General features: G+C 66.8%; 23 protein-coding genes. 2 read left to right on the top strand and 21 right to left on the bottom strand.

Features of this window, described 5'->3' with window-relative positions; all coding sequences use genetic code 11:
* Positions 1-40: 40 nt before the first annotated feature.
* The 21 genes from HMPREF1008_RS06010 to HMPREF1008_RS05915 form a co-directional block, all read right to left on the bottom strand.
* Entirely contained in the window at positions 41-1,864 is a 1,824-nt protein-coding gene (locus tag HMPREF1008_RS06010) for a DUF4012 domain-containing protein (protein ID WP_009278963.1), read from the bottom strand.
* A 192-nt stretch (positions 1,865-2,056) separates the two neighbouring features.
* Positions 2,057-3,109 (bottom strand): ribokinase, encoded by a 1,053-nt coding sequence (locus tag HMPREF1008_RS06005; RefSeq protein ID WP_009278962.1) that lies wholly within the window; start codon positions 3,107-3,109, stop codon positions 2,057-2,059.
* 113 nt (positions 3,110-3,222) lie between these two features.
* Entirely contained in the window at positions 3,223-5,769 is a 2,547-nt protein-coding gene (gene cutC / locus HMPREF1008_RS06000; protein ID WP_009278961.1) for a choline trimethylamine-lyase, read from the bottom strand.
* A 2-nt stretch (positions 5,770-5,771) separates the two neighbouring features.
* Positions 5,772-6,332, bottom strand: coding sequence for a hypothetical protein (locus HMPREF1008_RS10875; protein WP_232202839.1), 561 nt, complete (start codon positions 6,330-6,332; stop codon positions 5,772-5,774).
* A gap of 63 nt (positions 6,333-6,395) precedes the next feature.
* Entirely contained in the window at positions 6,396-7,310 is a 915-nt protein-coding gene (locus HMPREF1008_RS10870) for a hypothetical protein (RefSeq protein WP_009278959.1), read from the bottom strand.
* Positions 7,311-7,320: 10 nt separating this feature from the next.
* Positions 7,321-7,632 carry a BMC domain-containing protein gene (locus HMPREF1008_RS05990; RefSeq protein WP_009278958.1) on the bottom strand — a complete coding sequence of 104 codons (312 nt, stop codon included), beginning with the start codon at positions 7,630-7,632 and terminating at the stop codon, positions 7,321-7,323.
* 13 nt (positions 7,633-7,645) lie between these two features.
* A complete protein-coding gene (locus HMPREF1008_RS05985; protein WP_009278957.1) occupies positions 7,646-7,912 on the bottom strand; it encodes a hypothetical protein in 267 nt (88 codons plus the stop codon).
* A 2-nt stretch (positions 7,913-7,914) separates the two neighbouring features.
* The gene (locus tag HMPREF1008_RS05980) at positions 7,915-9,006 is read right to left on the bottom strand and encodes a membrane protein (protein WP_009278956.1); all 1,092 of its coding nucleotides are present in this window, start codon (positions 9,004-9,006) and stop codon (positions 7,915-7,917) included.
* Positions 9,007-9,674: 668 nt separating this feature from the next.
* Positions 9,675-10,424, bottom strand: a complete 750-nt coding sequence (locus tag HMPREF1008_RS05975) for a type 1 glutamine amidotransferase (RefSeq protein WP_009278955.1) — start codon at positions 10,422-10,424, stop codon at positions 9,675-9,677.
* Entirely contained in the window at positions 10,421-11,773 is a 1,353-nt protein-coding gene (locus tag HMPREF1008_RS05970) for a MurT ligase domain-containing protein (RefSeq protein WP_009278954.1), read from the bottom strand. Before HMPREF1008_RS05970 ends, HMPREF1008_RS05975 begins: the two co-directional genes overlap by 4 nt.
* Positions 11,773-12,273 carry an Asp23/Gls24 family envelope stress response protein gene (locus HMPREF1008_RS05965; RefSeq protein WP_009278953.1) on the bottom strand — a complete coding sequence of 167 codons (501 nt, stop codon included), beginning with the start codon at positions 12,271-12,273 and terminating at the stop codon, positions 11,773-11,775. The genes HMPREF1008_RS05970 and HMPREF1008_RS05965 overlap by 1 nt, the downstream gene beginning before the upstream one ends.
* A gap of 149 nt (positions 12,274-12,422) precedes the next feature.
* Positions 12,423-12,791 (bottom strand): DUF2273 domain-containing protein, encoded by a 369-nt coding sequence (locus HMPREF1008_RS10865; protein ID WP_009278952.1) that lies wholly within the window; start codon positions 12,789-12,791, stop codon positions 12,423-12,425.
* Between the two features lie 3 nt (positions 12,792-12,794).
* A complete protein-coding gene (amaP, locus tag HMPREF1008_RS10455; RefSeq protein WP_009278951.1) occupies positions 12,795-13,556 on the bottom strand; it encodes an alkaline shock response membrane anchor protein AmaP in 762 nt (253 codons plus the stop codon).
* Between the two features lie 148 nt (positions 13,557-13,704).
* The gene (locus tag HMPREF1008_RS05950; protein WP_009278950.1) at positions 13,705-14,073 is read right to left on the bottom strand and encodes an arsenate reductase family protein; all 369 of its coding nucleotides are present in this window, start codon (positions 14,071-14,073) and stop codon (positions 13,705-13,707) included.
* A gap of 39 nt (positions 14,074-14,112) precedes the next feature.
* Positions 14,113-14,673 (bottom strand): DUF454 family protein, encoded by a 561-nt coding sequence (locus HMPREF1008_RS09920; RefSeq protein WP_009278949.1) that lies wholly within the window; start codon positions 14,671-14,673, stop codon positions 14,113-14,115.
* Positions 14,674-14,779: 106 nt separating this feature from the next.
* Positions 14,780-15,745, bottom strand: a complete 966-nt coding sequence (locus HMPREF1008_RS05940) for a bile acid:sodium symporter family protein (RefSeq protein WP_009278948.1) — start codon at positions 15,743-15,745, stop codon at positions 14,780-14,782.
* 119 nt (positions 15,746-15,864) lie between these two features.
* A complete protein-coding gene (locus HMPREF1008_RS10640) occupies positions 15,865-16,227 on the bottom strand; it encodes a hypothetical protein (RefSeq protein WP_009278947.1) in 363 nt (120 codons plus the stop codon).
* A 22-nt stretch (positions 16,228-16,249) separates the two neighbouring features.
* Positions 16,250-17,101, bottom strand: coding sequence for a PTS system mannose/fructose/sorbose family transporter subunit IID (locus HMPREF1008_RS05930; RefSeq protein WP_009278946.1), 852 nt, complete (start codon positions 17,099-17,101; stop codon positions 16,250-16,252).
* Positions 17,102-17,103: 2 nt separating this feature from the next.
* Positions 17,104-17,967, bottom strand: coding sequence for a PTS sugar transporter subunit IIC (locus tag HMPREF1008_RS05925; RefSeq protein ID WP_009278945.1), 864 nt, complete (start codon positions 17,965-17,967; stop codon positions 17,104-17,106).
* A gap of 39 nt (positions 17,968-18,006) precedes the next feature.
* A complete protein-coding gene (locus HMPREF1008_RS05920) occupies positions 18,007-18,504 on the bottom strand; it encodes a PTS sugar transporter subunit IIB (RefSeq protein ID WP_009278944.1) in 498 nt (165 codons plus the stop codon).
* Between the two features lie 28 nt (positions 18,505-18,532).
* Positions 18,533-18,964, bottom strand: a complete 432-nt coding sequence (locus HMPREF1008_RS05915) for a PTS sugar transporter subunit IIA (protein ID WP_009278943.1) — start codon at positions 18,962-18,964, stop codon at positions 18,533-18,535.
* Between the two features lie 286 nt (positions 18,965-19,250).
* Between HMPREF1008_RS05915 and HMPREF1008_RS05910 the strand changes: the two genes are divergently transcribed.
* Both HMPREF1008_RS05910 and sufC read left to right on the top strand, forming a co-directional pair.
* Entirely contained in the window at positions 19,251-20,087 is an 837-nt protein-coding gene (locus tag HMPREF1008_RS05910; RefSeq protein ID WP_009278942.1) for a Cof-type HAD-IIB family hydrolase, read from the top strand.
* A gap of 409 nt (positions 20,088-20,496) precedes the next feature.
* Positions 20,497-21,258 carry a Fe-S cluster assembly ATPase SufC gene (gene sufC, locus HMPREF1008_RS05905; RefSeq protein ID WP_009278941.1) on the top strand — a complete coding sequence of 254 codons (762 nt, stop codon included), beginning with the start codon at positions 20,497-20,499 and terminating at the stop codon, positions 21,256-21,258.
* Positions 21,259-21,282: the final 24 nt, after the last annotated feature.

Here is a 21,282-nt window from a genome sequence, read left to right as displayed (position 1 = left end):
GTCGGATGGACGTGCGCGCGATGGCACGCGGCCTTGGATTCTACTCCTGGGCCAGGGGGGTGGTGCGCACGGCAAGCGGCGCGGCCGCCTTCGGGGAGACGGTGACCTTGTAGCTCAGCTGGACCGTCTGCTGGGCACCGACGTGCAGGGTGCCCGTCCAGGCGTCGAGGCCGTAGAGCGTGTGCTCGTCGAGGCTGCTGCCGTCAGAGACGACGAGGCCGTCGACGTGGCCGCCAGCTGGCCCCAGGACCAGCGGGATGGTGATCATGTCACCCACGCTCCGCTTGTCAGGGTTCTTTCCCGAGATGTACTCGGGCATGCCTGCGAACTCGTCCTCGCTGCCGTTGTTCGTCAGGGAGGTCACCACCTCGTAGGTCGTGCTGCCGTCGGGGTTTCGCACGCCCTCGCCCACGGTCGTCTCGCAGGAGAGGTACCAGTCGATCTTCGACCAGGTGTTGTCGTTGAGGTAGACCCCGAGGACGGGGGTGGCCTCGTCCTGTCCGATCCCCCCGGACATGCCCAGGCCGTCCATCGCCCGTTCCTCGTCCGCATCGGCCATCCAGACCTGAAGGCGATGGTCGTCGGCGGACTTCTCGATGACGTCGGAGAGCCTCTTCACGTCGACGTCGCCCAACCCCCCCAGGACCTTCTGGAAGGACAGGCCGGCGACCTCGGCGAAGAACGCGTCCTGGTAGTCGGGGTTGTCCGGGTAGCGCCAGTAGACGCCGTTCATGAGCTCTGCGGCGGCGTTGTCGCCGTTCACCTCGGTCCCGTCCGAGGCGACGACGCCACCCGTGAGCGAGAGCAGCCTCTGGAGGAAGACCGGGTCGATTCCCACCACGCCGTCGACGCGGCTTCCCGTGTTGTCTTGGTACGCCTCGGCGAAGCGTGCGCCGGCGCGGGTGAAGTCGGGCGTGAAGTTGACGCCGCTGGGGTCGTCCACGCTGACCATGGGAAAGACCGCGCGCTCCTCGTCGCTCCAGTCGAAGGGGAAGTTCGCGGCGTGCTGGAGGGTGAGGGAGTCCCCCATCTGGATGACGCCGTCGGTGACGCTGAGCGTCGTCCATGAGCCGGCGAAGCCACCTGTGGCCCTCAGCTCGACGTTGTTCTGGGCGACGACGAGGTAGTTCCTCGTCTGGCCGTCGGCGCCGAGCATGGCGGGAAGCTGGGGCACGATGGCGTCCGCCTTGGCGAGGGCCTCGTCCGCCTTGCCCACCTTGGCCTGGACCTTGTCGAGGGCGGAGGCGAGCTGGGACAGGTGGGCCTTGGGCAGCCCAACGATGGTCTGGACGCTGCGGCGGACGACGGGAGAGAGCTGCTGCTCGAGGGCGGCCAGCTCCTTGACCCTCTCGACGTTCACGGCACCATCGCTCACGAGCCCCTTGAGCTGGAGGGCATCGGGATTCGCGGCAAGCGGGGTGAGCGCGTTGTCAGAGAGGTCGACGAGCACGTTGGCGAGACTCCGGACGCTCGAGACGTCACTGCCCACGACGGGGAGGAGCGAGCCGGCGGCCCAGAGGAGGCCGGACGTCTCGTTCTGCATGCCGTGCGCCGCCCCGTTGACGTCGGCGGCGATGGACGAGAGCCTCTCCGCGTCGCCGTCCTTGAGCGCGGCCTTGAGCCCGTCCACGCTGCCCACGACCTGCTGGGCCTCGGCCTCCACCCTCTGGGCCGAGACGTAGAGGCGCCATCCTCCCACGGCCATGAGCGCCAGGAGGCAGACGACGGCGCAGACGACCACGACGGCCACGACATGGCTGGAGCCTGGCTCCCCTCCTTCCGGGCCCCCTTTGGGGCCATCTTCGCCCACACGGGCGAAGCCCCGTCCCATCGTCTGCTGGAGGTCGGAGAAATGCCTGGCCATGAGAGTCCAATCGCTCGCTCGGGATTCCTGGCGCCGCCGGCGGAGCTTCCGCGGACGCACGCACAGCTCTCTAGAGTCTCTCACACGCCAGGGCGTGCGGCAGGCCTGCCGGCGACATTCCAGCATCTGAGCATAAGGGGAGCCCGGGGCGTCGGCCCCCGGGCTCCCTGGTCGTCCGATCGTGCCGAGGGGCTAGGCGCCTGGGCCAAGCTCCGCCACGCGGTCCTTGGCGAGGGCCTCCACCTCCGCCCAGCTGGGCATGGTGTCCTGCCCGCCCACCTTCGTGGCGCAGAGCGCGCCGGCGGCGGAGCCATAGACCATGCCGCCCTTGAGCGTGCCGCCGAAGGCGAGGTGGGCGACGACCTCCCCGAGGTAGGCGTCCCCGGAGCCCGTGGAGTCGACCGCGTCCACCGGGAAGGGGTCGATGCGCACGAACTTGCCGTGGCTGAGCGCCACGGAGCCCTCGGAGCCCAGCGTGACGATGACGTCACGGGCGCCCTTGCCGGCGAAGAAGCGCAGCGCCTCCTTGGCCGACTCGTCGTCTTCGGGGCAGATCCCGCTGATGGCGGCGCACTCGGTGCGGTTGACGCAGAGGAGGTCGAGCTGGGGGTATATCTCGTCGGGCAGCTCGCGGGCGGGCGATGCGTTGAGCACGGTGTAGAGCCCGTTGCGCTTCGCGCAGGATATCGCCTTCATGGTCACGTCGAAGTCGCACTCGAGCTGGGTCAGGAAGATGTTTCCGAGGCCGCGCAGGCCGTGGATGGCGGCCCGCACCTCCTCGTAGGTCATCTTCTCGTTGGCGCCGACGTCCAGGATGACGTGGTTGTTGCCCTTGGTGCGAAGCACGACCGCGGTCGCCGTCGCCGCGCGCGTGGTGGCGCTCACGTTCATGCATACCACCCCGTGCATGGCCAGGGACGAGACGAGCTCGCGCCCGTTGGGGTCGTTGCCGACCTTGCCCACCATGAAGGTGTCCGCCCCCATGCGCGCGGAGGCGACGGCCTGGTTGCCCCCCTTGCCACCGGGCACTGTCACGAAGCCGGACCCGCGCACGGTCTCCCCGAGCTCGGGAAGCCGGTCGCACTCGATGGACATGTCGGTGTTGAGGCTACCGAATACGACGACCTTCCTCATGCCGCACTTCCTCCCTGACGCCTGTTGGGTCTCGATGTCCCCAGAGAGCATGCGATCGAGCGTCGCGGCGTTGGCCCCAAGCTCCTCGCCATCATCCAGGGGCTCCAGCATACCATCCCCCGGGCCAGGCCTCCGTCACCCGTGGGCGAGGGGTCGGCCTCCGGAAGGCCAAGGGAAGGGGGCGCAGCCAGCGATCCAGAGACCGACGAGCGACGACGGGTGCGCTATGCCCGGTCGATCTCGGTTCGGCTGATGATCTCGTCCTGAACCTCCTCGCAGAGCTCGTTGAAGAAGGCGGAGTACCCCGCGACGCGGACCACGAGGTCGCGGTGCTTCTCGGGATGCTGCTGGGCGTCGATGAGCGTCTTGTTGTCCAGGTAGTTGAACTGCATCTCTCCGTTTCCGAACATGGAGGCGGTGCGCAGCAGCGTGATGAGGCCGTTCTCGCCCTCGGGAGTGTCGAGTAGTCCGCTCATGAGTTTGAAGTTGTGCACCATGCCGATGTTCATGGAGTCGTTGGATAGCTTGGAGACGGACTTGATGATGGCGGTGGGGCCCTTGTGGTCGGCGCCCTGGGTGGGGCTGATGCCGTCGGACAGCGGGGTCCATGCGTTGCGGCCGTTCGCGGTGGCGCCGGTCATCTCGCCGAAGGGCGTGTTGTTGGAGATGGAGAGGGTGCCCGTGGACATGTGCGAGTACAGCGTCTTGAAGTCGAGGTGGATGCGCTCGGTGTAGTCGATGATGTCGGCCGCGATGCTGTCGGCGTAGTCGTCGTCGTTGCCGTACTTGGGGGCGTCCAGGCAGTCCTGCCTCATCTGCTCGAAGCCCGCGAAGTCTGCCTTGAGCCCCTCGAAGAACTCGCCGAGGGTGTACTTGTGGTCGTCGAACACGAGCTTCTTGATTGCCGCCATGGAGTCGGCATAGGTCGCAAGGCCCGTCCACACGACGCCGGGGCCGTAGTTGTACATGGCGCCACCGGACGAGACGTCCTTGCCGCTCTCCATGCAGCCCTCGTACATGATGGACATGAGGGGCTTGGGAGCCACGTCGCGCGCGACGCGCTGCGAGATGACTGTGGCGACGTCGGTCCACTTGGTCACGTAGTAGATGGTCTTCTTGACCGCCTCGTCGAACTCCTCGAAGGTCTTGTACTGCGAGGGGTCGCCGAGGTCTGGCGTGACCTGCTTGCCGTACCACAGGGGGACGCCGTGGTTGAGCGTGAGCTCGATGCAGATGGGCCACTGGGTGTAGGAGGTGGAGGTCCACTGGTAGAGGCGGCCGGACTTCTGCGGCTCGACGCAGCCCATCATACAGTAGTCGCGCGCGTCCTCGACCGAGACGCCCTTGGCGAGCATCATCTTGATGTGGGTGTCGTCGAAGTGACAGGCGGGGAAGCCCATGCCGGAGCGCACGATGTCGACGATCTTGCGCATGTACTTCTCGGGCGACTTGTTGTGGATGCGGCAGGCGATGGAGGGCTGGTAGACCTTCACGTGGCGCACGGCGTCCATGAGGACGTAGGTGAGCTCGTTGGTGGCGTCGTGCCCCTGGCGGGTGACTCCGCCCAGCGTCATGTTGACGAAGGGCTGGTAGCCGGCGAAGAACTCGGACTGCCCGCGGGAGGTGACCCACATCATCTCGCTCATCTTGATGAGCATGCAGCCGGCGATGTCGAAGGCCTGGTACGGGGTGAGGCGTCCCGCCTCGATGTCAGCCTTGTAGAAGGGATACATGTACTGGTCGACGCGGCCGAGTGACATGCCGGTCTGGTTCTCCTCGACCGGAAGCAGGCTCTCGATGACGAAGACGGACTGCACCGCCTCCCAGAAGGTGCTGGGCTTGTGGGCGGGAACGTGCGAGAGGATCGTCGAGATCTGCTCGAGCTCGGCCTTGCGCTTGGCGTCGTGGCAGGCGGAGGCAAGCTCGTGGGCGTAGTCGCTCATGCGCTTGGCGTAGGTCATGACGCCCTCGGTGGTGTCGATGACCGACTTGTAGAAGTAGATCTTGTCGAGGTCGTCGGGGTTGGCGTAGTCCAGATGGGCGAGATGCTCCTTCGCCTCGTTCTGGATGTCGATCATGCCCTTCTTCATGAGGATGACGTCATAGCCGGGGTTGGAGTCGCCGCCGCCGCTCATGGCGTGGTAGGAGCAGTCAGAGACGAAGGACTCGCCGGAGAGCTCCCACACCCCCGCCTCGCGGTACTGGTCCTCGCAGACCTCGTCCTGGGACTTGCCCTCCCAGAAGGGGAAGAGGACCTCGCGGCAATACTGCTTGTCCTCCTCCGAGATGTAGAAGGGGTCCTGGGGGCGGTCACCGATGGTGTCGAGCTCGTCGCGCAGCCAGCGCCAGGCGAGGTCGGGCGAGAACGCGCCCGCTCGCGGCGCGCCGCAGGGAGCTCCCACCACGAGCTCGTCGTCCTGGATGACCAGAGGGGCGGTCTCGCAGCAGCGGCGGAAGGCCTTGGCGCGCAGCTCGATCTTGGGCATGCCCGGGTTGGCCTTCATGATCTCGGTGACCGCGCGGGCGCGGTGCATGGTGATGGTGGGGACCTGCTTGAGGAAGTTGTCCTTCAGGCGAAGCTGGCGGTCGGTGGGGCCGTCGGGCACGTCGTAGGGATCGTGCGAGCCGGCAGTGGCCGCGTGCCCCTCGGACAGCGGCACCTCGAGCTGGTCGGCCACCTTCTCGAACATGTGGCGAACGGTGGCGCGCTGCTCGTCAGACATGTCCTTGGTCGCCTCGGAAAGCTCCTTCGCGAACTCCTTGATGTCCATTCTCACTCCTCCACGAAATCGTTCTTCATTGCTTGCACCACGCCAGAGAACCAGTCCTGCGGCTCCTTGCCTGACCCTGCGGCGACCTCCCGCCGCGTTCCGCCCGGCCCGTCGGGGTCGGGAAGGCGAACCTTGATGACGACGGGCGTGTGGTCGCATGACCCCGCCTTGTCGAGAAGGGCCCGCTCGGCCTCCCCGCCCGATATGCCCACCTGGCGCCTTCGTACGAAGTCCTCGTAGGTGACGCCGAGCCTGGACGTGGTGGCACTGTTCCAGCCCGTCACCGTGAGCGTCTTGGGAAGGTCGCCGTGGCAGCCGATGCATCCCAGCGCGGTGCTCACGTTCACGAGGACCCTGCCGACGGGCTTCTTGAGGATGAACTGGCGAATGACCTCTGGGTCCTTCGAGAAGATGGCGAGGGCGTTCCCGCTCCCGCTGCCCAGGATCAGCTCTATGCACTTCTCGCAGGCGTGGCGCCAGTCGTCCTCGACGAAGTACGAGAGCACGGGCCCGAACTTCGCCCTCGAGAAGAGGCTCCCCTCGCTCACGTAGGGCCTCTCCACGACCAGGACCTTGGTGGACTCGGGGACCTCGACGTCAGCCCGACGGGCGAGGCCGAAGGCGCTCTAGCCGATGAGCTCGCGGTAGGGGCGGCCGTCGGGCATGAAGAGCGACGAGACGAGCCGCTCCGCCTCCTCGTCGCTCAGGAAGTGGCAGCCGCGACGGCGCAGCTCTTCCTGGAAGCGTGTGTCGACGGCGCGCTCCACCACGGCGCTCTGCTCGGCTCCAGGGAGCATGCCGTAGCAGTACGACTTGCCCAGCACCACCTCGTCCGCGCAGGCGCCCAGGTCTGCCGTGGACTCCACGAACACGGGGTTGTTGCCCAGCGTCGCGAAGTAGACGTCCTTGCCTGCGGCGTCGAAGCGCCGGGGGTCCGAGCCGTCCTCGCGCGAGTCGATGACCACGCGCACGCAGGGCTGGGAGCAGACCCACTCCTCGCCCTCGGGGCAGAAGATGCTCAGGTACCCGAGCGCCTCGGTGGGATAGTGGCAGAACTCGGCGATCTTGAGCACGTCTCCCATGACCATCGCGCAGGTCTCGTGCACGCGCGCGCTCGCCGAGAACACGACGGGGCTCTTGGAGCGCACCGCCATGACGAGCTGGCTCAGCATGGTGGGTACCGAGAGCCAGTCGGGGAGCAGCGAGACGACGACGCCCTTGGGAAGGCAGACCTCCGCCGAGCCGTTGCTGGAGCGGACGATCCTCTGCACGGGCGTCTGGGCGCTGACCTCCCCCAGAAGGTCGGTGAGGACCCACTTCGTGAGGCCCGCCTCGTCCTCGGGAGAGCAGTAGTCGCTCTCTGCGAAGGCTTCCTCCGCGTACTCCCCCGCCTTGGGGAGCAGTCCCTCCCGCAGGTGCTGGAGGAAGTCGTCGACCAGCGTGCCCGGGAGCCCCTCGAGGACCTCCGCGGAGTCCGCGGCACACTCCAGGAGGATGCGCGCCTCCTGGATGGAGAGAAGGTCGTTGTCGATGAGAGACATGGGCACCCCCTTAGTAGGGCAGGAGCTTCTCGACGGTGTACTTGTCGGTGATCTTCTTGAGGCTGGGGTGGGGGCGGGCGATCACGACGGAGTTGTAGACCTCCGCCCCCAGGGCCTTGACGGCCTTGACGCCGGCGGCGACCGCGGCCTCGCAGGCGGCGACGTCGCCCTCGACGAGGATCGAGATGTAGCCGGAGGCGGTGTTCTCGTAACCGATGAGCCTGACGTCTCCCGCCTTGAGCATCTTGTCGGCGGCCTCGAGCGCGGGGACCATCCCGATGGTCTCTATGAGACCGATTGCCTGCTCTCCCCTGTATCGCATGGGCTGCTCCTCGCTACTTGATGTAGGAATCGATCGTCTTGCGCTGCTCGTCGGTCGCGCGGTAGTAGACGCGCAGATCGCCGGCGGGGTCGAGGTCGAAGCGAGACTCCTCGATGAGGGCGTTCTTCTCTGCCGTCATCAGGGCCTCCTGCACCTTGTCCTTCGTGAAGGCGGCGAAGCCGGAGTACTCGCCCTCGAGGGCCTCCAGGACGTCGTCCGCGCACGCCTCGTCGACGGTGGTGAAGTGCTTGAGGATCGCGTAGTTCAATGGCCTGCTCATGCTTACTGCTCCTTCTTAGACAGGTAGTCCGCAGGGTTGACGGCGACCAGGAAGATGCCGACGACCATGACCGCCGCGGCGATCCATGCGATGGGCGCCAGGGCGTAGCCGTTGATGCCCATGGCAAGCCCGACGATCAGCCAGGTGAAGAAGGGTCCATGGAAGGTGTAGGTGCCGTTGCAAGCCATGCCCAGCGCGGTGCCGCACATGGAGTTGCCGCGATACCAGCGGGCGAACGAAAGGTACGCGCACAGGCCGCTCAGGATGAAGAAGACGAGCGAGGGGAGGTCGGTGAGGGCGTCACCCACGTAGCCGAAGGTCTCGCCAAGAGAACCTGCCCCGACGAGGGTGAGGACCGGGAGCACCACGATGAGGTTGAGGATGCCCGAGGTGGTCTGACGGATGGTGATGCCGATCTGCGAGTCGATCATCGCGGTGCCGTAGCCGGCGATGCAGCCCTCCGCGCCCCAGCCTACGGCGGCCAGGAAGGCGAGCGCCAGTCCGAATCCGGTGCCAGCGGGCACGTCACCGGTGAGCCCGGTGGAGCCGATCATGACTCCCGCGATGACACAGACCACGATGCCTGCGACCATGTGGGGCTTGAGGGGCTGCTTGTAGAGGACGCGGGCGAGAATGGCACCGACGGCGGGGTTGAGCGCGGCGATGGGCACGGCAAGGGTGCCGGCCTGGCTCAGCGCGATGACGTAGGCGACGCTGGCGATGGGGCCTCCGACGGCTGCGGCGCAGATCATGATGACGCCCGGCTTGGTCTCGAGCGTGCGGCCGAAGTCGGCGAGCTTGCCCTGGGCCGCGGTGATGATGAGCGCCCAGACCGCGCTGATGCCGTCGTTGAGCGTGGAGGCGATGGCGGGGAGGATGAACACGGCGAGGAAGCTTCCCGCGGTGACGGTGGTCGCCCACCCCACCCATGCTCCCGTGTTCTGTGCGGCCGTGATGAAGGCCGTGTAGAAGCCATACAGAAGACCCGAGAACAGAGCGACCAGGATTCCCTTCTTGAAGAAGTTCTGGTCGAGCTGCCTCTTCTTCTCTGCTGCCAGCGAGTCGCTGGCGACCGTCGTGGATCCCTCAGCCATTCCCCCCACCCTTCCAGAATCGATTCGTCACATACCGCTCCTTGCGCACGTGGCAAGGAGCCGCCGCACCAATGCGTTCGGCGGTAATTGGGACTCGTTTTAGGGATTGCCCCTTGGGGAAGGTCAAGGGCTCTTGCGCGGCACGTCCAAACGGAACGGGCCAAGGGGGTGAGTGGCGTAAATTCATTGGCAAGCGGCAGGGTTTCCTACCTTTCTTTTCCTCGCCTTAAAAATGCTCGTCGCTCACAAGCATTTTTTTGTGCACGACGGACGGCTGTTGCGTATAAGCTGCAGTCTTGCTCGTAATTTCCCCGGCACACGCTCATGGATCACGTCCGTGCTGGTAGACGCAGGTTCGCTCTGTCATCTCAGGCAGCTTTCCCACCGTGTCAGACTTTGGGAGAAATCTTGGATAGTCCCTTGCGGTCACCACGCACGCCATCGAAAAAACTGCATCGAATCACATTGCGATGCATGCGTCGGACGGGATGCGAGGCCCCCGCGCGCCAACGGCGCGAGCCGCAGGACGGCCGCCGTCCAGACGTCTGGGACGACGGCCGTCCTGTCGGTACGTGCCTGCGTACCTCCCCGCGCGTGCGTCCCGCCATTCCGATTCCGGCGGCGCGTCGCCTCGTGTCGCAGGCGTCTCTCCGCCTGCGACCCGTCGGTCACATCCTTGGCGTCGCGTGGGCCAGCATGCGATCGAGCATCACCTGATTGGCGGCGAGCTCCTCCGAGTCGTCGAGCGGCTCCAGCTCCGCCATGCCGTACCTGCGCTCCAGGGCGCGCAGGAGGAGGTGGTCGGCAACCCCGGGGTTCTTGGGCAGCAGCGGCCCATGCACGTAGGTGCCCACGACGTTCTTGTAGAGGCAGCCCTCGAAGCCGCTCTTCCCATCGTTGCCGAAGCCGCTCACCACCTCACCCAGGGGTTCGACGCCGGGTCCCAGGTGGGTCCTGCCCCCATGGTTCTCGTAGCCCACGATGGGCTGGGGGCTGATGCGGCTGCGCACCGCCACGTTGCCGATGAGCCGGGGGGTAGCGCGGGTCGTCTCGAGGTCGACGAGCGAGAGACCCTCGACCTTCTCGCCCCCCATCTCGTAGCTGTGGCCGAGGAGCTGGTAGCCACCGCAGACCGCCGCGAGGACCCCACCGTCCTCGATGAACGACGCGAGCTCCGCACGCTGGTCGAGCAGGCGCTCGCACACGATGCGCTGTTCGCGGTCGGTTCCCCCTCCTATGAACACCATGTCGAAGTCGGCGAGGCTCGGCCTGTCGCCCATGTGCACCTCGGTGATGCTGCAGCCAAGGCCGCGCCAGGCAAGGCGGCGTCGCAGCACGAGCATGTTGCCCGAGTCTCCATAGAGGTTGAGGAGCTCGGGGAAGAGGTGCGCGATGCGCACGCCATGCGCATGGCTCATCGGCGCCCACCCTGCCTTTCCAGCTCCTCCTTGGCGGGGAAGAGCGCTGAGTAGTTTGCCAGCACGTAGAGAGGGCGGTCGGCCGGCACCCCAGAGAGCCTGCCCACCACCTCCGAGACGCTCTCGCAGACCTGGGCGTCGATTCCCGCGTACTTCATGCGAACCTGCACGTCGTTCGCCCGCGTGCCACCGGCGAAGACGAGTGGCGCACGTCCGCCCTCCGCCATCCGTTCGAAGTCGACGTCCCAGATCCACGAGACGTCCGTCCCGTCGTTGGCGTTGTCGTTCACCAGGACGAAGAGGGCCTTCTCGCGCTCGTCCTGCTCGAGCAGGCTCAGGTTCTGGTTGAGCCCGGCAGGATTCTTCGCCAGGTTGAGGACGACCTCCCTGCCGCCCACCTCGAAGCGCTGGAGGCGGCCGTTCTCGGGATGGTAACCGTCGAGGGTCCTCTGGAAGTCGGCGACGTCCACGCCAAGGAGGCTCGTCGCGGCGAAGGCGGCCAGGAGGTTGTAGACCATGTAGGTGCCACCGAAGCCCGCGCTGACGCGGGAGCCCGGGGCAACGTCCGGACCAGAGACGTCGAACGACACCCCCTCGCGCCCGACCTCGACGCCGGTGGCCACGAAGTCGAGCGTCGGCCGCGCGAAGTCGCCGTTGGGGCAACGGAACGCGCCAAGCTGGGCATAGCTGCGATAGAGGTACTCGAGCTCCGCGCCACACACCTGGCAGAAGCGCGCCTCGGGCACCCTGTCCTGGCGAAGTCCAAGGTCCTCCCCTATGCCAAACGAGAGGACCCTCGTGCCGCCCGCTGCAGCCCTCATGGCGACGCTCACGCACAGGGGGTCGTCCCCGTTCACGACCAGGGTGGTGCCCGAGGACCCGAGCAGGGCCCGGACGATGGTGTCCTGGACGCGGTCTATCTCTCCCGCGCGGTCGAGCTGGTCCCGGAACAGGTTGAGGAGGACGAGGTAGTCAGGCCTCAGCTGGGGGAGGATGTGCACGGTCGAGAGCTCGTCGGCCTCCATGACCGCGAAGTCGGCCTCCCTGCCGGGCAGGAGGGCCGAGACGACGCCGGGCGCCATGTTGGCGCCGACGCGGTTGCAGAGCACCACGTTGCCCGCCCCCTCGAGCGCCGCGGCGATCACGTTGTTGGTCGTGGTCTTGCCGTTGGTCCCGCAGACGACGACGGAGGCGCGCCTGACCTTGCGGGCAAGCTCCCCCATGAGCTGGGGGTCTATGGCCAGGGCGAGCCTCCCTGGAAGCTGGGAGGCGTTGCGGTGGAGCACGCTCGAGAGGCCCCAGTGGGCGAGCCTGCCCGCGCCCGTGGCAAGGGCGCTTCTGACCGACACTAGCGCCCGTCCTCTTCCGTCGCCTCGGCGACGGCGTCCTGACGGGACTCCTCGGACTTGCTGGCGGCATACTCCTCGGGCGTGAGGACGTCCTCGATGCGCAGGTTGACCCCCGCGACCTCCAGGCCCGTCATGCCCGTCACCTGCTTGACCACGGTGCGCTTGACGTCCTCGAACACCTGGGGCGCGTAGGCGCCGTACTCGATCAGCACCGAGATGTTCACGCGCACGGCCGAGTCCGGCGTGACCTCGACGGTCACCCCCTTGCGCGCGTCGCTGGCGCCCAGCACGTCCTGGATGCGGTTGAGCCACCCGCCCTTCATCCCGATGACACCGGGCACGTCGCGCATCGAGATGGCGACGATCTTCTCAATCACGCCGTTCGAGAAGGTGAGGGAGTCCTCCGAGTCGAGGTCCTCGTCCTCTCCCGCCAGCTGTACGGCCTGGCCCTCGGCCGGCCCCTCGTCTGTGGGGACGACCTCGGCGGCGATCGGCTCCACGGGCGCGGACGCCTCGTCGGCCTCGTCTGCGGGGGTTCCCCCGCCAGGTCAACGACCTCCTCGGTGATGGCGTCGGGCTTCTGGGTCTTGGGTTCGGACATGGCTGTCTCCTCTCGGATGCCTGTGCTGGTCAATGGGGGTTCATCACGTTAGCCCTGGTTGCCCCTCAGGACGCGCTTGATGGCGTCGAGCGCCCGGGTGTCGCCATCGAGGCTCTGCCCGACCACCACTCCGACGGCCACGCAGAGCGCGACGAAGAGGGCCCTCCACAGCCCCAGGGCAAAGACGAGGACCGCGACGCAGAGGCCGGCGAGCCCTCCCACGACCGCTCGCTCGTGCCCCCTTGCCATCCGTCGCAGCGAACTTCTGAGCTCGCGCGCGGAGGTCTCCTCATTGGGGCCCTGGCCTGTGCGCACCTCGGGCGAGAGGTCTCCCTCCTCCCCATTGGGAGTACCTTTCACCTGCGGCTCCTCGTCGCTCGCATCCTCTATTGCGAGCCGTGGCCTCTTCTCTGCCATGGGCTACCCCTCCCTCGGGACGGACGGTGCGTCCTCGTTCCCATGGGCCGCGCGGCCCATGGGAACCGTGATCTCTGACGTGTCGCCCGAGTCGGCGGGCGTGGGGTCGGCAGGCCGATGCGCCAGGGCGTCCTGCCCAAGGTCCGTCTTGGCCACCGTGACGGCACCCATCGGCTCGGGCTCCGCCGATGGCTCGAGGGACGGCTCGGCTGCGATGGCCCGGGCATCCGCGAGCTCGGGCTCGCTCTGGTACTCGCTCGCGTCGAGGAACTCCAAGTCTATGGAGTCGACGTTGTCCCCGCAGACAACGCGCAGCCCGGACGCGAGCCTCTCGTGGAGGTCGAACCCGGCCTGTGCCACGTCAACCGTGTGCACGGGCTGGACGCGCGCGGCCACGCTGACCTTACCACGCCTGCCGATCCGCACGTCGACCCTCTTGGCCCTGAGGAGGTCCCCCTCCTCGATGACGTGGGTTGCCTGGGAGGCGATCGCGTCGCGGGTCACGCTCACGTGGTCGGATCCCTCGCGCGCGACCTCGACCGTCGGACGACGGTGCTGGGCGAAGATGGAGCGAAGCAGGAAGAGGAGGAGACCGCCGGCAAGGACCGCGGCCATGCCCTCCACGACGTAGTAGTAGACGTCGACACCCATGAGGGCCGTCGCCTCGCGAGTCCAGGGACCCCACCAGGGCAGCACCAGCGCGGCCAGGGCGAGTAGCCCGGCCAGCGAGAACACGAACAGGCACAAGCGCTTCATGATGCCCATGAGCCAACACCCCTCCCTCGGGCGCCACCCTGCCGTGGCGCAGACGTCAGCTCAGAGGATAGCGCAGGGACGAGGCGGGGCGGACATGGAGTCGGCGCGCCACGCACCCCGCACGACAAAAGGCGGGCACGGGCCGTGCCAGGCATCCCTAGAGGAGGCGGCCCTCCCACTCCCGCTCGCGAAAGCCGACGAGCGCGAGGCCGTCGCCCACCACAAGGGGCCTCCGCACCAGCATGCCGCTCGTGGCGAGAAGCCCGTAGCACTCCTCGTCCGTCATTCCGGCGTCGAGCCGAGCCCTCACGCCCTGCTCACGGTAGAGCGTGCCGCTGGTGTTGAAGAGCCTGCGGATGGGAAGGCCGCTCAGGCGATGCCAGGCGGCAAGCTCCTCCGCGCTGGGGTTGTCCCGCACGATGTCCCTGAGCTCGTACGGGATGCCGTGGTCGTCGAGCCACCTCAGGGCCCTCTTGCAGGTCGAGCAGCGCGGGTGGCAAAGGACCAGCAGGTCACGCTTGGACATGGGTTCCTCCCTTGGACGTTGGCCCGTGGTGGCGTGACGCTAGCGCCCGCCGCCCTTGATCGTAGCCTCGGGGTCGCGCACGTACAGGTAGAGGTAGCACCAGCTGACGACCCATGCGAGCGACACGACGATGCGAAGCCCCCAGCGGACGTAGCGCGCGATGGGCAGGACGAGCGAGGAGGCCAGGAGCAGCGCCATCCCCACCGAGATCCTCGTCATTACGACGTCCTTGCGACGGTGCGCCATGACGGGACGCCTCGCCTTTTCCTGGGGCTCGTTGAGCTTCTCGATGAGCCAGCGGTAGATCCTGGTCGACCTGAGGAAGCGCCCGAAGGACGGGAAGGCGTGCGAGAGCGATATCGCGGCGAGCACCCAGAAGGGGATGGCGGGCAGCACCGGGAAGATCGCCCCTATGACGGCAAGGACCACGCACGCCACGGTGGCGAGCAGATAGAGCGCCCGCTCGGCGGGGGTGGGGGGCTCGTCCTCGTCGAAGTCCAGGTCAAGGAAGGGGTAGCGGTTACCGCTCCTCTTGCGCGCGCGTCGCGCCTCGACGCGCATGCTGACGCCACCGAGCTTCCTCTTGCCTCGTGCCTTCATTCACCACCGCCCGTCACAGAGGGCGCCCCCTTGGGCGCGAACTCCCCTATCCTATCCAAGCGGTGGCGGAGAGGTGTGAAATTCCCACGCATTCCCGCGGGCGTGGCTACGCCTCCGGGGAGGGCTCCCCCTCGCCACCGAAGCGACGCCCGAGGAGGGAACCGAAGGCGGCGGCGAGGAACTGCTGGAACAGCGTCCCCATCATGACGGGAAACATGACGGCCGGACCAAAGAAGCGCTCTGCGATGACGGCACCGGCGCTGATGTTGCGCAGCCCGCAGTCGAAGGTGAGCGTCACCGCCTGGGGCCTCCCCAGCCCCATCAGCTTCCCCAGCAGGAGCCCGACGACGAATCCTGCGCTGGCGAAGCAGCCGACGAAGAGCATGATCCCCAGCAGGCGCGGGCTCAGGTGCAGCATGTAGTCGGATATCCCCGTAGAGTTCGCCGCGATGATGAGAACGAGAATCACCCTGCAGGCAGGGGAAAGCGCGGGAGCGAGGACCTCGCCTCCCCAGCCGCGGCTCAGCTGGTTGACGGCCATCCCGGCCAGGGCGGGCAGCGCGATCATGAGGAGCATCTCCTGCATCATGGCCAGCGGGTCCATGCTCACGGTCGCGCCCACCAGAACGGAGAGCGTGAGCGGGATGCTGAGCGGCGAGAGGAGCGTGGAGGCCATGAGCGTCGCCAGGCCGAGCGTCACGTCCCCCTCGAAGAGGCCGACCCACATGATGGAGACGACCCCGATGGGGACGCTGTACTCGAGCACGAGGCCGCAGGTGGTCTGGGGGTCCCGAAAGATCGCCTGGCCGAGCGCGCAGGCGACCGCCGGCATGGCGACCGAGGTCACCAGGAGGGCGACGATGAGGGGAAGCGGCCTCCTCAGGCAGGCGAGGAGGTCGTCGAAGCCGCTCGTGAGGGAGCCTTGGAAGGTCATGAGCGCGAACAGCGCCGGCACCACGGGGTTGAGGCGGGAGAACACTCCCGGCAGGAAGATGCCTCCCGCAAGGCAGAAGGGCACGATGTAGATCATATGCCCTGCGATGAACCTGCCAAAGGCCTGCCACCTGGCCATGCGACGCCCCTCTCCACGGAGGAACATCCTACGCCAAGCGTCGGCGCGCACCGCGAAGAGAGGGGCGGCCCGCAACCTTCCGGTCACGGGCCGCCCCGTCTGCCAAGCATCGGTCTGGGCTACGCGTAGCGCCTGCTGGAGCTCTTGGGGTCGATGGGGACCTTGCCGTGCTCCGACTCGTAGGTCTCTATCATGCGGTCCACGTTGCGCTTGGCGTTGCGGATGCCCAGGTGGAGCACCACTGACGCAGGCACGGAAAGGACGAGGAGGGCTATTCCCGCCACGCCCGCCCGCCTGTCTCCGGCCCCGTAGAAGCCCCATCCCACGAGGATGGCACCAACCGCCAGGCCAGAGTAGGCAAGGCGCTTCCAGGTCTCCAGGCGCATGATCGCCTGGGTCTGCAGCTCCGCCTCCCTGAGCAGGGCGTCGCGCGCGGGAGCGCGCCCACCCCTCCGTGACTGCCTGCCGTCCGCCTTCGCCATCTGCGCTCCCAGCCGCCCGCGCCTAGTAGGAGAGGCCGGGGTTGAAGATGGAGGTGTTGATGCCAGGGATCGTGATGCAGCCCACGAGTGCAACGATGACCAGGATCAGCATGACGATGGTCGGCGAGATCTTCTTCTTGGTCATGAGCCACCAGCACAGCCAGACGAAGAAGAAGTTCAGGGCCTTGGGCATGATGCCGTCAAGCGTGTTCTGAAGCGCGAAGGAGGAGTCCGCGCCGAACTCGACCGCGAAGGAGGTCGAGATGTTGATCCACGTCGCCGCGACGGCGCCGATGACCATGGTGCCCACCATGACGATGGAGCTGCGCAGAGCCGCGGACTGGGGACCGACGAGGGCCTCGACGGCCGAGCCGCCCAGGGAGTAGCCCTGGTCGTAGGCAAACTTCATGCCGAAGTACATGAGGACGTTCCAGGCAACGATGTAGAAGATCGGGCCCAGGGGGTTACCGCCCGTGGAGAGGCCCAGGGCGATGCCGAGCAGGATGGGGATGAAGGTGCCGACGATGATGGAGTCGCCGAGGCCGGCCAGGGGTCCCATCAGGCCGGCACGGATGCCGTTGATGGTCTCGGCGTCCATGGGCTCGCCGTTGGCGCGCGCCTCCTCGAGGCCGACGGTGAGCCCGACGACCATGGAGCCGATCTGGGGCTCGGTGTTGAAGAAGGTGGTGTAGGTGCGCAGCGCCTCGACCTTCTCCTCGTCGCTGTCGTACAGCTCGTCCACGACGGGGAGCATGGCCCACAGGTAGCCGAAGGTCTGCATGTGCTCCTGGGAGAAGCAGGTCAGGTTGCCGTAGATCCAGCGGAGGAACGACGCCTTGCGCGTGGCCTCGGAGGCCTTCTTGAGCTCTGCCATGATTAGATGTCCTCCTCATCGTCGTCGTCGGCCGACGCCGCCTGTGTGGCCAGGGCCGGGCGGTTGGTCTTGACGGACTGAATTTCGAAGTTGATAAGTGCGAAGAAGACGGCAATGATGGCGGACGCGATGAGGTTGCAGCCCATGACCGCGGCGAGCAGGAAGCCCACGGCGAAGGTGACCCAGTCAAGCGGCTTGGTGATGACCTGCTTGCAGAGGATGCCGACGCCGACTGCGGGAAGCAGCGAACCCACGGTGAAGAGGGTCTTCATCGCGAGGCCGTCCATGGGGAGGTACTCCTTCATGAGGTCGACCATCGTGGGGCCGGCCATGCAGATGACCACGGTGGGGATGAAGGAGAACAGGATGTGGGAGACCCAAGGCAGCACCGTCTCGACCAAGGGGATGGTCTTCTTGATGTTGTCCCACTGGCCGCCCTCGACGGCCTTCCAGCCGATGCCCTGCCACACGAGGTTGAGGGTCGCGGTGCCATAGAACAGGACGGTTCCCAGGGTGCCGACCGCAGCGCCCAGCGCAGCGGCGAGACCGGTGGCAGCATCGGACGAGGGGTCGAGGCCCTGCGCCGAGATGGAGAGCATGGCCAGCGGGATGCCGATGTAGGTCACGGCGCGCACGTCGGCGGAGACGGTTCCGCCAGGGGTCACGAGCGCGATGTAGACGACCTGGATGGCAGCGCCGACGATGATGCCGAGCTGCACGTTGCCCAGGATGATGCCCACGACGAGGCCGCCCACGAGGGGACGTCCGAGCGTGTAGTTGCCGATGGTCGTGCCACCCATGCCCGGAAGGGACGCGAGGCACGCGAATATTCCAAGCAGGACAGCCTGGAAGATGCTGATCGTCATAGTCAAAACCCACCTTCCCAGTAGTGGTTCGCGCCAGCGCTAGTGGACGTCGAACTGGCCGCGGAACTTGGGCCAGTCACCGATGGACACGTCGGGGAGCAGGGCGAACTTGACCTCGTAGCCAGCCTTGGCCATGTCCTCGAAGGCCTGGGCCTCCTCGGCGGTGATGGACTGGTTGTTGCCCAGCTTGGTGGTGCCGGGACGGTCGTTGCAGGGTCCGACGACGACGCTCTTGACGTCGGAGGGGACGAACTTCTCGTCGACGAGGATCCTCTTCATGTCGAGGGGGTTCTTCGTGATGAGGAAGTAGCGCGACGCCGAGGAGAGGACCGTGTCCTTCTTCTCGAGGAAGTGCTCCATCGTCCAGACGAAGATCTTCTTGTCTGGCGCGGCGCCCTTGTAGGCGGCCTTGAGCACGGAGTTGCTCGCGGCCACGTCGTTGACGGCGATGATGCCGTCGCAGGGCCGCTCGAGGGCCCAGCGCGTGACCGTCTGACCGTGGATCATGCGGTCGTCAATGCGAACGAACGAAATCATTTCCACTCCTCTTGTCTGCCTGCATTGCCTACAGGTCGTCCTCGTCCTCGTCCTCGACCTGCAGCTGGATCTCCCTGACCGCCTCCTTACCGTCGTTCAGGATGCTTGCCTTGAGCGCGGCATCGTCGAGTCCGTCGTCGAAGCCCATGAGGGCGGCTATCGCCATGGCGAGGTTGAGCCCGCCAAAGGCCACGGTGTTGCCGAGGAGCCCGGCCTCGGTGAGGGTGTTGAGGGCGTTGGTGAGGGGCGAGCCGCCCATGATGTCTCCCAGGACCACGACCGAGTCCTCCGGCCTGATGGGGGCGATGACCTTGCGCACGCCCTCGACGTAGGCGTCTGCGCCGACGCCGTCCTCCATGCTGTGGGCGAGCACGTCCTCGCGCGGCCCCAGCAGCATGTCGATAACGCTCTTCACCCCAGGCGCCATCGTTCCGTGGCTTACCATGAGCAGATACCTCATAGGACCTCTCCCTTCGCGTCGTCCGCGCTACGGGGTGCGGCTGGGACTGCTGGCTCGCAGTGGGTCGACCAAGCCGGTGACCTAGTGCAGACATGCCAATACAATCTCACCAAGTATACACAATTATCCCAAAGACCCTCCACAAGTTTGCACTTTCCCAAAACCCGTCCGGCTTTCCGGCCGACGGAAGCCGACACGGGCCCAGGAGAGGGACTCCCCCCTCCCCTGGCCTGATGGGATGCCGGCGTGGGATACAATCCAGTGAGTGCCGGACAAGGAGGGGCTCATGTACAAGATCGTTGCCAGCGACATGGACGACACCTTCCTCGCGAGCGACCATTCGGTACCCGCGGCAAACGTCGAGGCCATCCGCCGCCTGCGCGAGCTGGGCTGCCTCTTCGTCCCCTCTTCGGGACGCGCCTACGGCTCGATCATGGAGTCGCTGCGCGCGGTCCCGACGGAGCTCATGGAAGGCTCCTACGTCATCTCGTACAACGGGGGCTGCATCACCCGCGTGGGGGACGACGCGCCGCTCTCGTCGCACTCCCTCCCCTTCGAGCGCGTGCGCGCCCTCTTCGAGTACGGCCTCGAGCAGGCGGGGCTAAGCTTCCACGTCTACGAGCTGGGCGGGAAGGTGTGGACCTACCGCCTGCAGCAGGACGAGCGGGACTATCTCGAGGGCCACATGGGCCACGAGGAGCTGCGGGAGGGGTCGATCGACTTCCTGCGCGACGTGCCCCTGGCGAAGATCCTCTACTGCCTCCCCGACGGCCTGTCCGAGCTGCACCGCATCCTCGACCAGATGCCGCGCGAGCTCTGGGAGGGGACCCTGCCCACCTTCTCGAGCCACCGCTACCTCGAGTTCAACCCCGAGGGCGTGGACAAGGGGGCCGGCCTCAGGAGGCTGGCGGAGCTGCTCGGCGTGGGCACAGAGCAAACCATAGGCTGCGGGGACTCCCTGAACGACCTGGCCATGATTCGTGCCGCCGGGGTGGGCGTGGCCGTAGCCAACGCCAGCGACGGCATCGAGCTCGAGGCCGACTACCACGCCCGCTCGACCAACGACGACGGCGTCATCGCCGAGGTCGTGCGCGAGCTGGTGGAGCCCGCCGCCCGGAGCTAGGGGCCCGGCACCAAAGGGCCCCACATATTACCGGCGGGGACCGACGTCGGTAGCGGCCGGCTCATGGACCTTTCTGGGGCGTCCATGCGCCGCGTTCGCAAAAAACTGCGCACGGTTGCACCGAATTATGGAGACGTTCGGCGTTTGCCCAGGTCGCAATCAGCTGAAAGAAATCCAATGCGCAGTTTTTCGGGGCATGACACCATCCGTTCGCTCCATGCCGCCCAAGGTGACTCGAGCTGCGACGCGACGAGGCGACGCAGCATGCGATTTTTCACGAACAAGGCGCCCGCATGTCGCACAACGGGGTAAAATACCCCCCTGTAAGTAGGATTTGGATCGGGACGGCGCGGCGGGGGCCGCTCGTCCCGCCCACGACAGCGCGTGCGCGCACCCAGAGAGAGGCACCATGTCCAGTCAGCTGCTCAGCATCTCCGGGCTCTCGGCCGGGACCGAGGACAAGCCCATCCTTCATGACATCGACCTCGAGGTCGGCACGGGCCAGACCCACGTCCTCATGGGGCCCAACGGCGCCGGCAAGTCGACGCTGGGCCACGTCATCATGGGCGACCCCAGCTACCGCGTGAGCTCCGGCAGCATCGCCTTCGACGGGAAGGACGTCACCTCCCTCTCGCCCGACAAGCGCTCCCTCGCAGGCATCTTCCTCTCGTACCAGGCGCCCGTCGAGGTGCCCGGCGTGCCCCTCTACAGCTTCCTGCGCACCATCTGCCAGATGAGGCCCGAGCTCAAGATGACCGCCCGCAGGTTCCGCGAGCGCGTGGCGCAGATCTCGGAGCAGCTCGACATGGACGACGCCTTCCTCACCCGCGAGCTCAACGTGGGCTTTTCGGGCGGAGAGAAGAAGAAGGTCGAGATGCTGCAACTCCTCCTCCTGCGCCCCAAGCTCGCCATCCTGGACGAGACGGACTCCGGCCTGGACGTAGACGCGCTCTCCATCGTGTCGCGCGGCATCGAGGCCTACCGCAGCGAGTGCGGCGGCGCGCTCCTCATGATCACGCACAACACCCGCATCCTCGAGAGGCTCGACGTCGACCGCACGCACGTGATGGTCAAGGGTCGCCTGGTGGCCGAGGGCCCCGCCTCCCTCATCGACGAGATTGACTCCGACGGCTTCGCCCGCTTCGAGTCCGAGCAGATTGCCGAGGCCTAAGGTGAGCGAGAGGCAGAACGCGGG

The sequence above is a fragment of the Olsenella sp. oral taxon 809 str. F0356 genome, assembly GCF_000233535.1.
GTDB lineage: Bacteria > Actinomycetota > Coriobacteriia > Coriobacteriales > Atopobiaceae > Olsenella_I > Olsenella_I phocaeensis.
The sequence above is the reverse complement of the archived record's forward strand: the minus strand, read 5'-3'. Positions and strand labels throughout refer to the sequence as shown.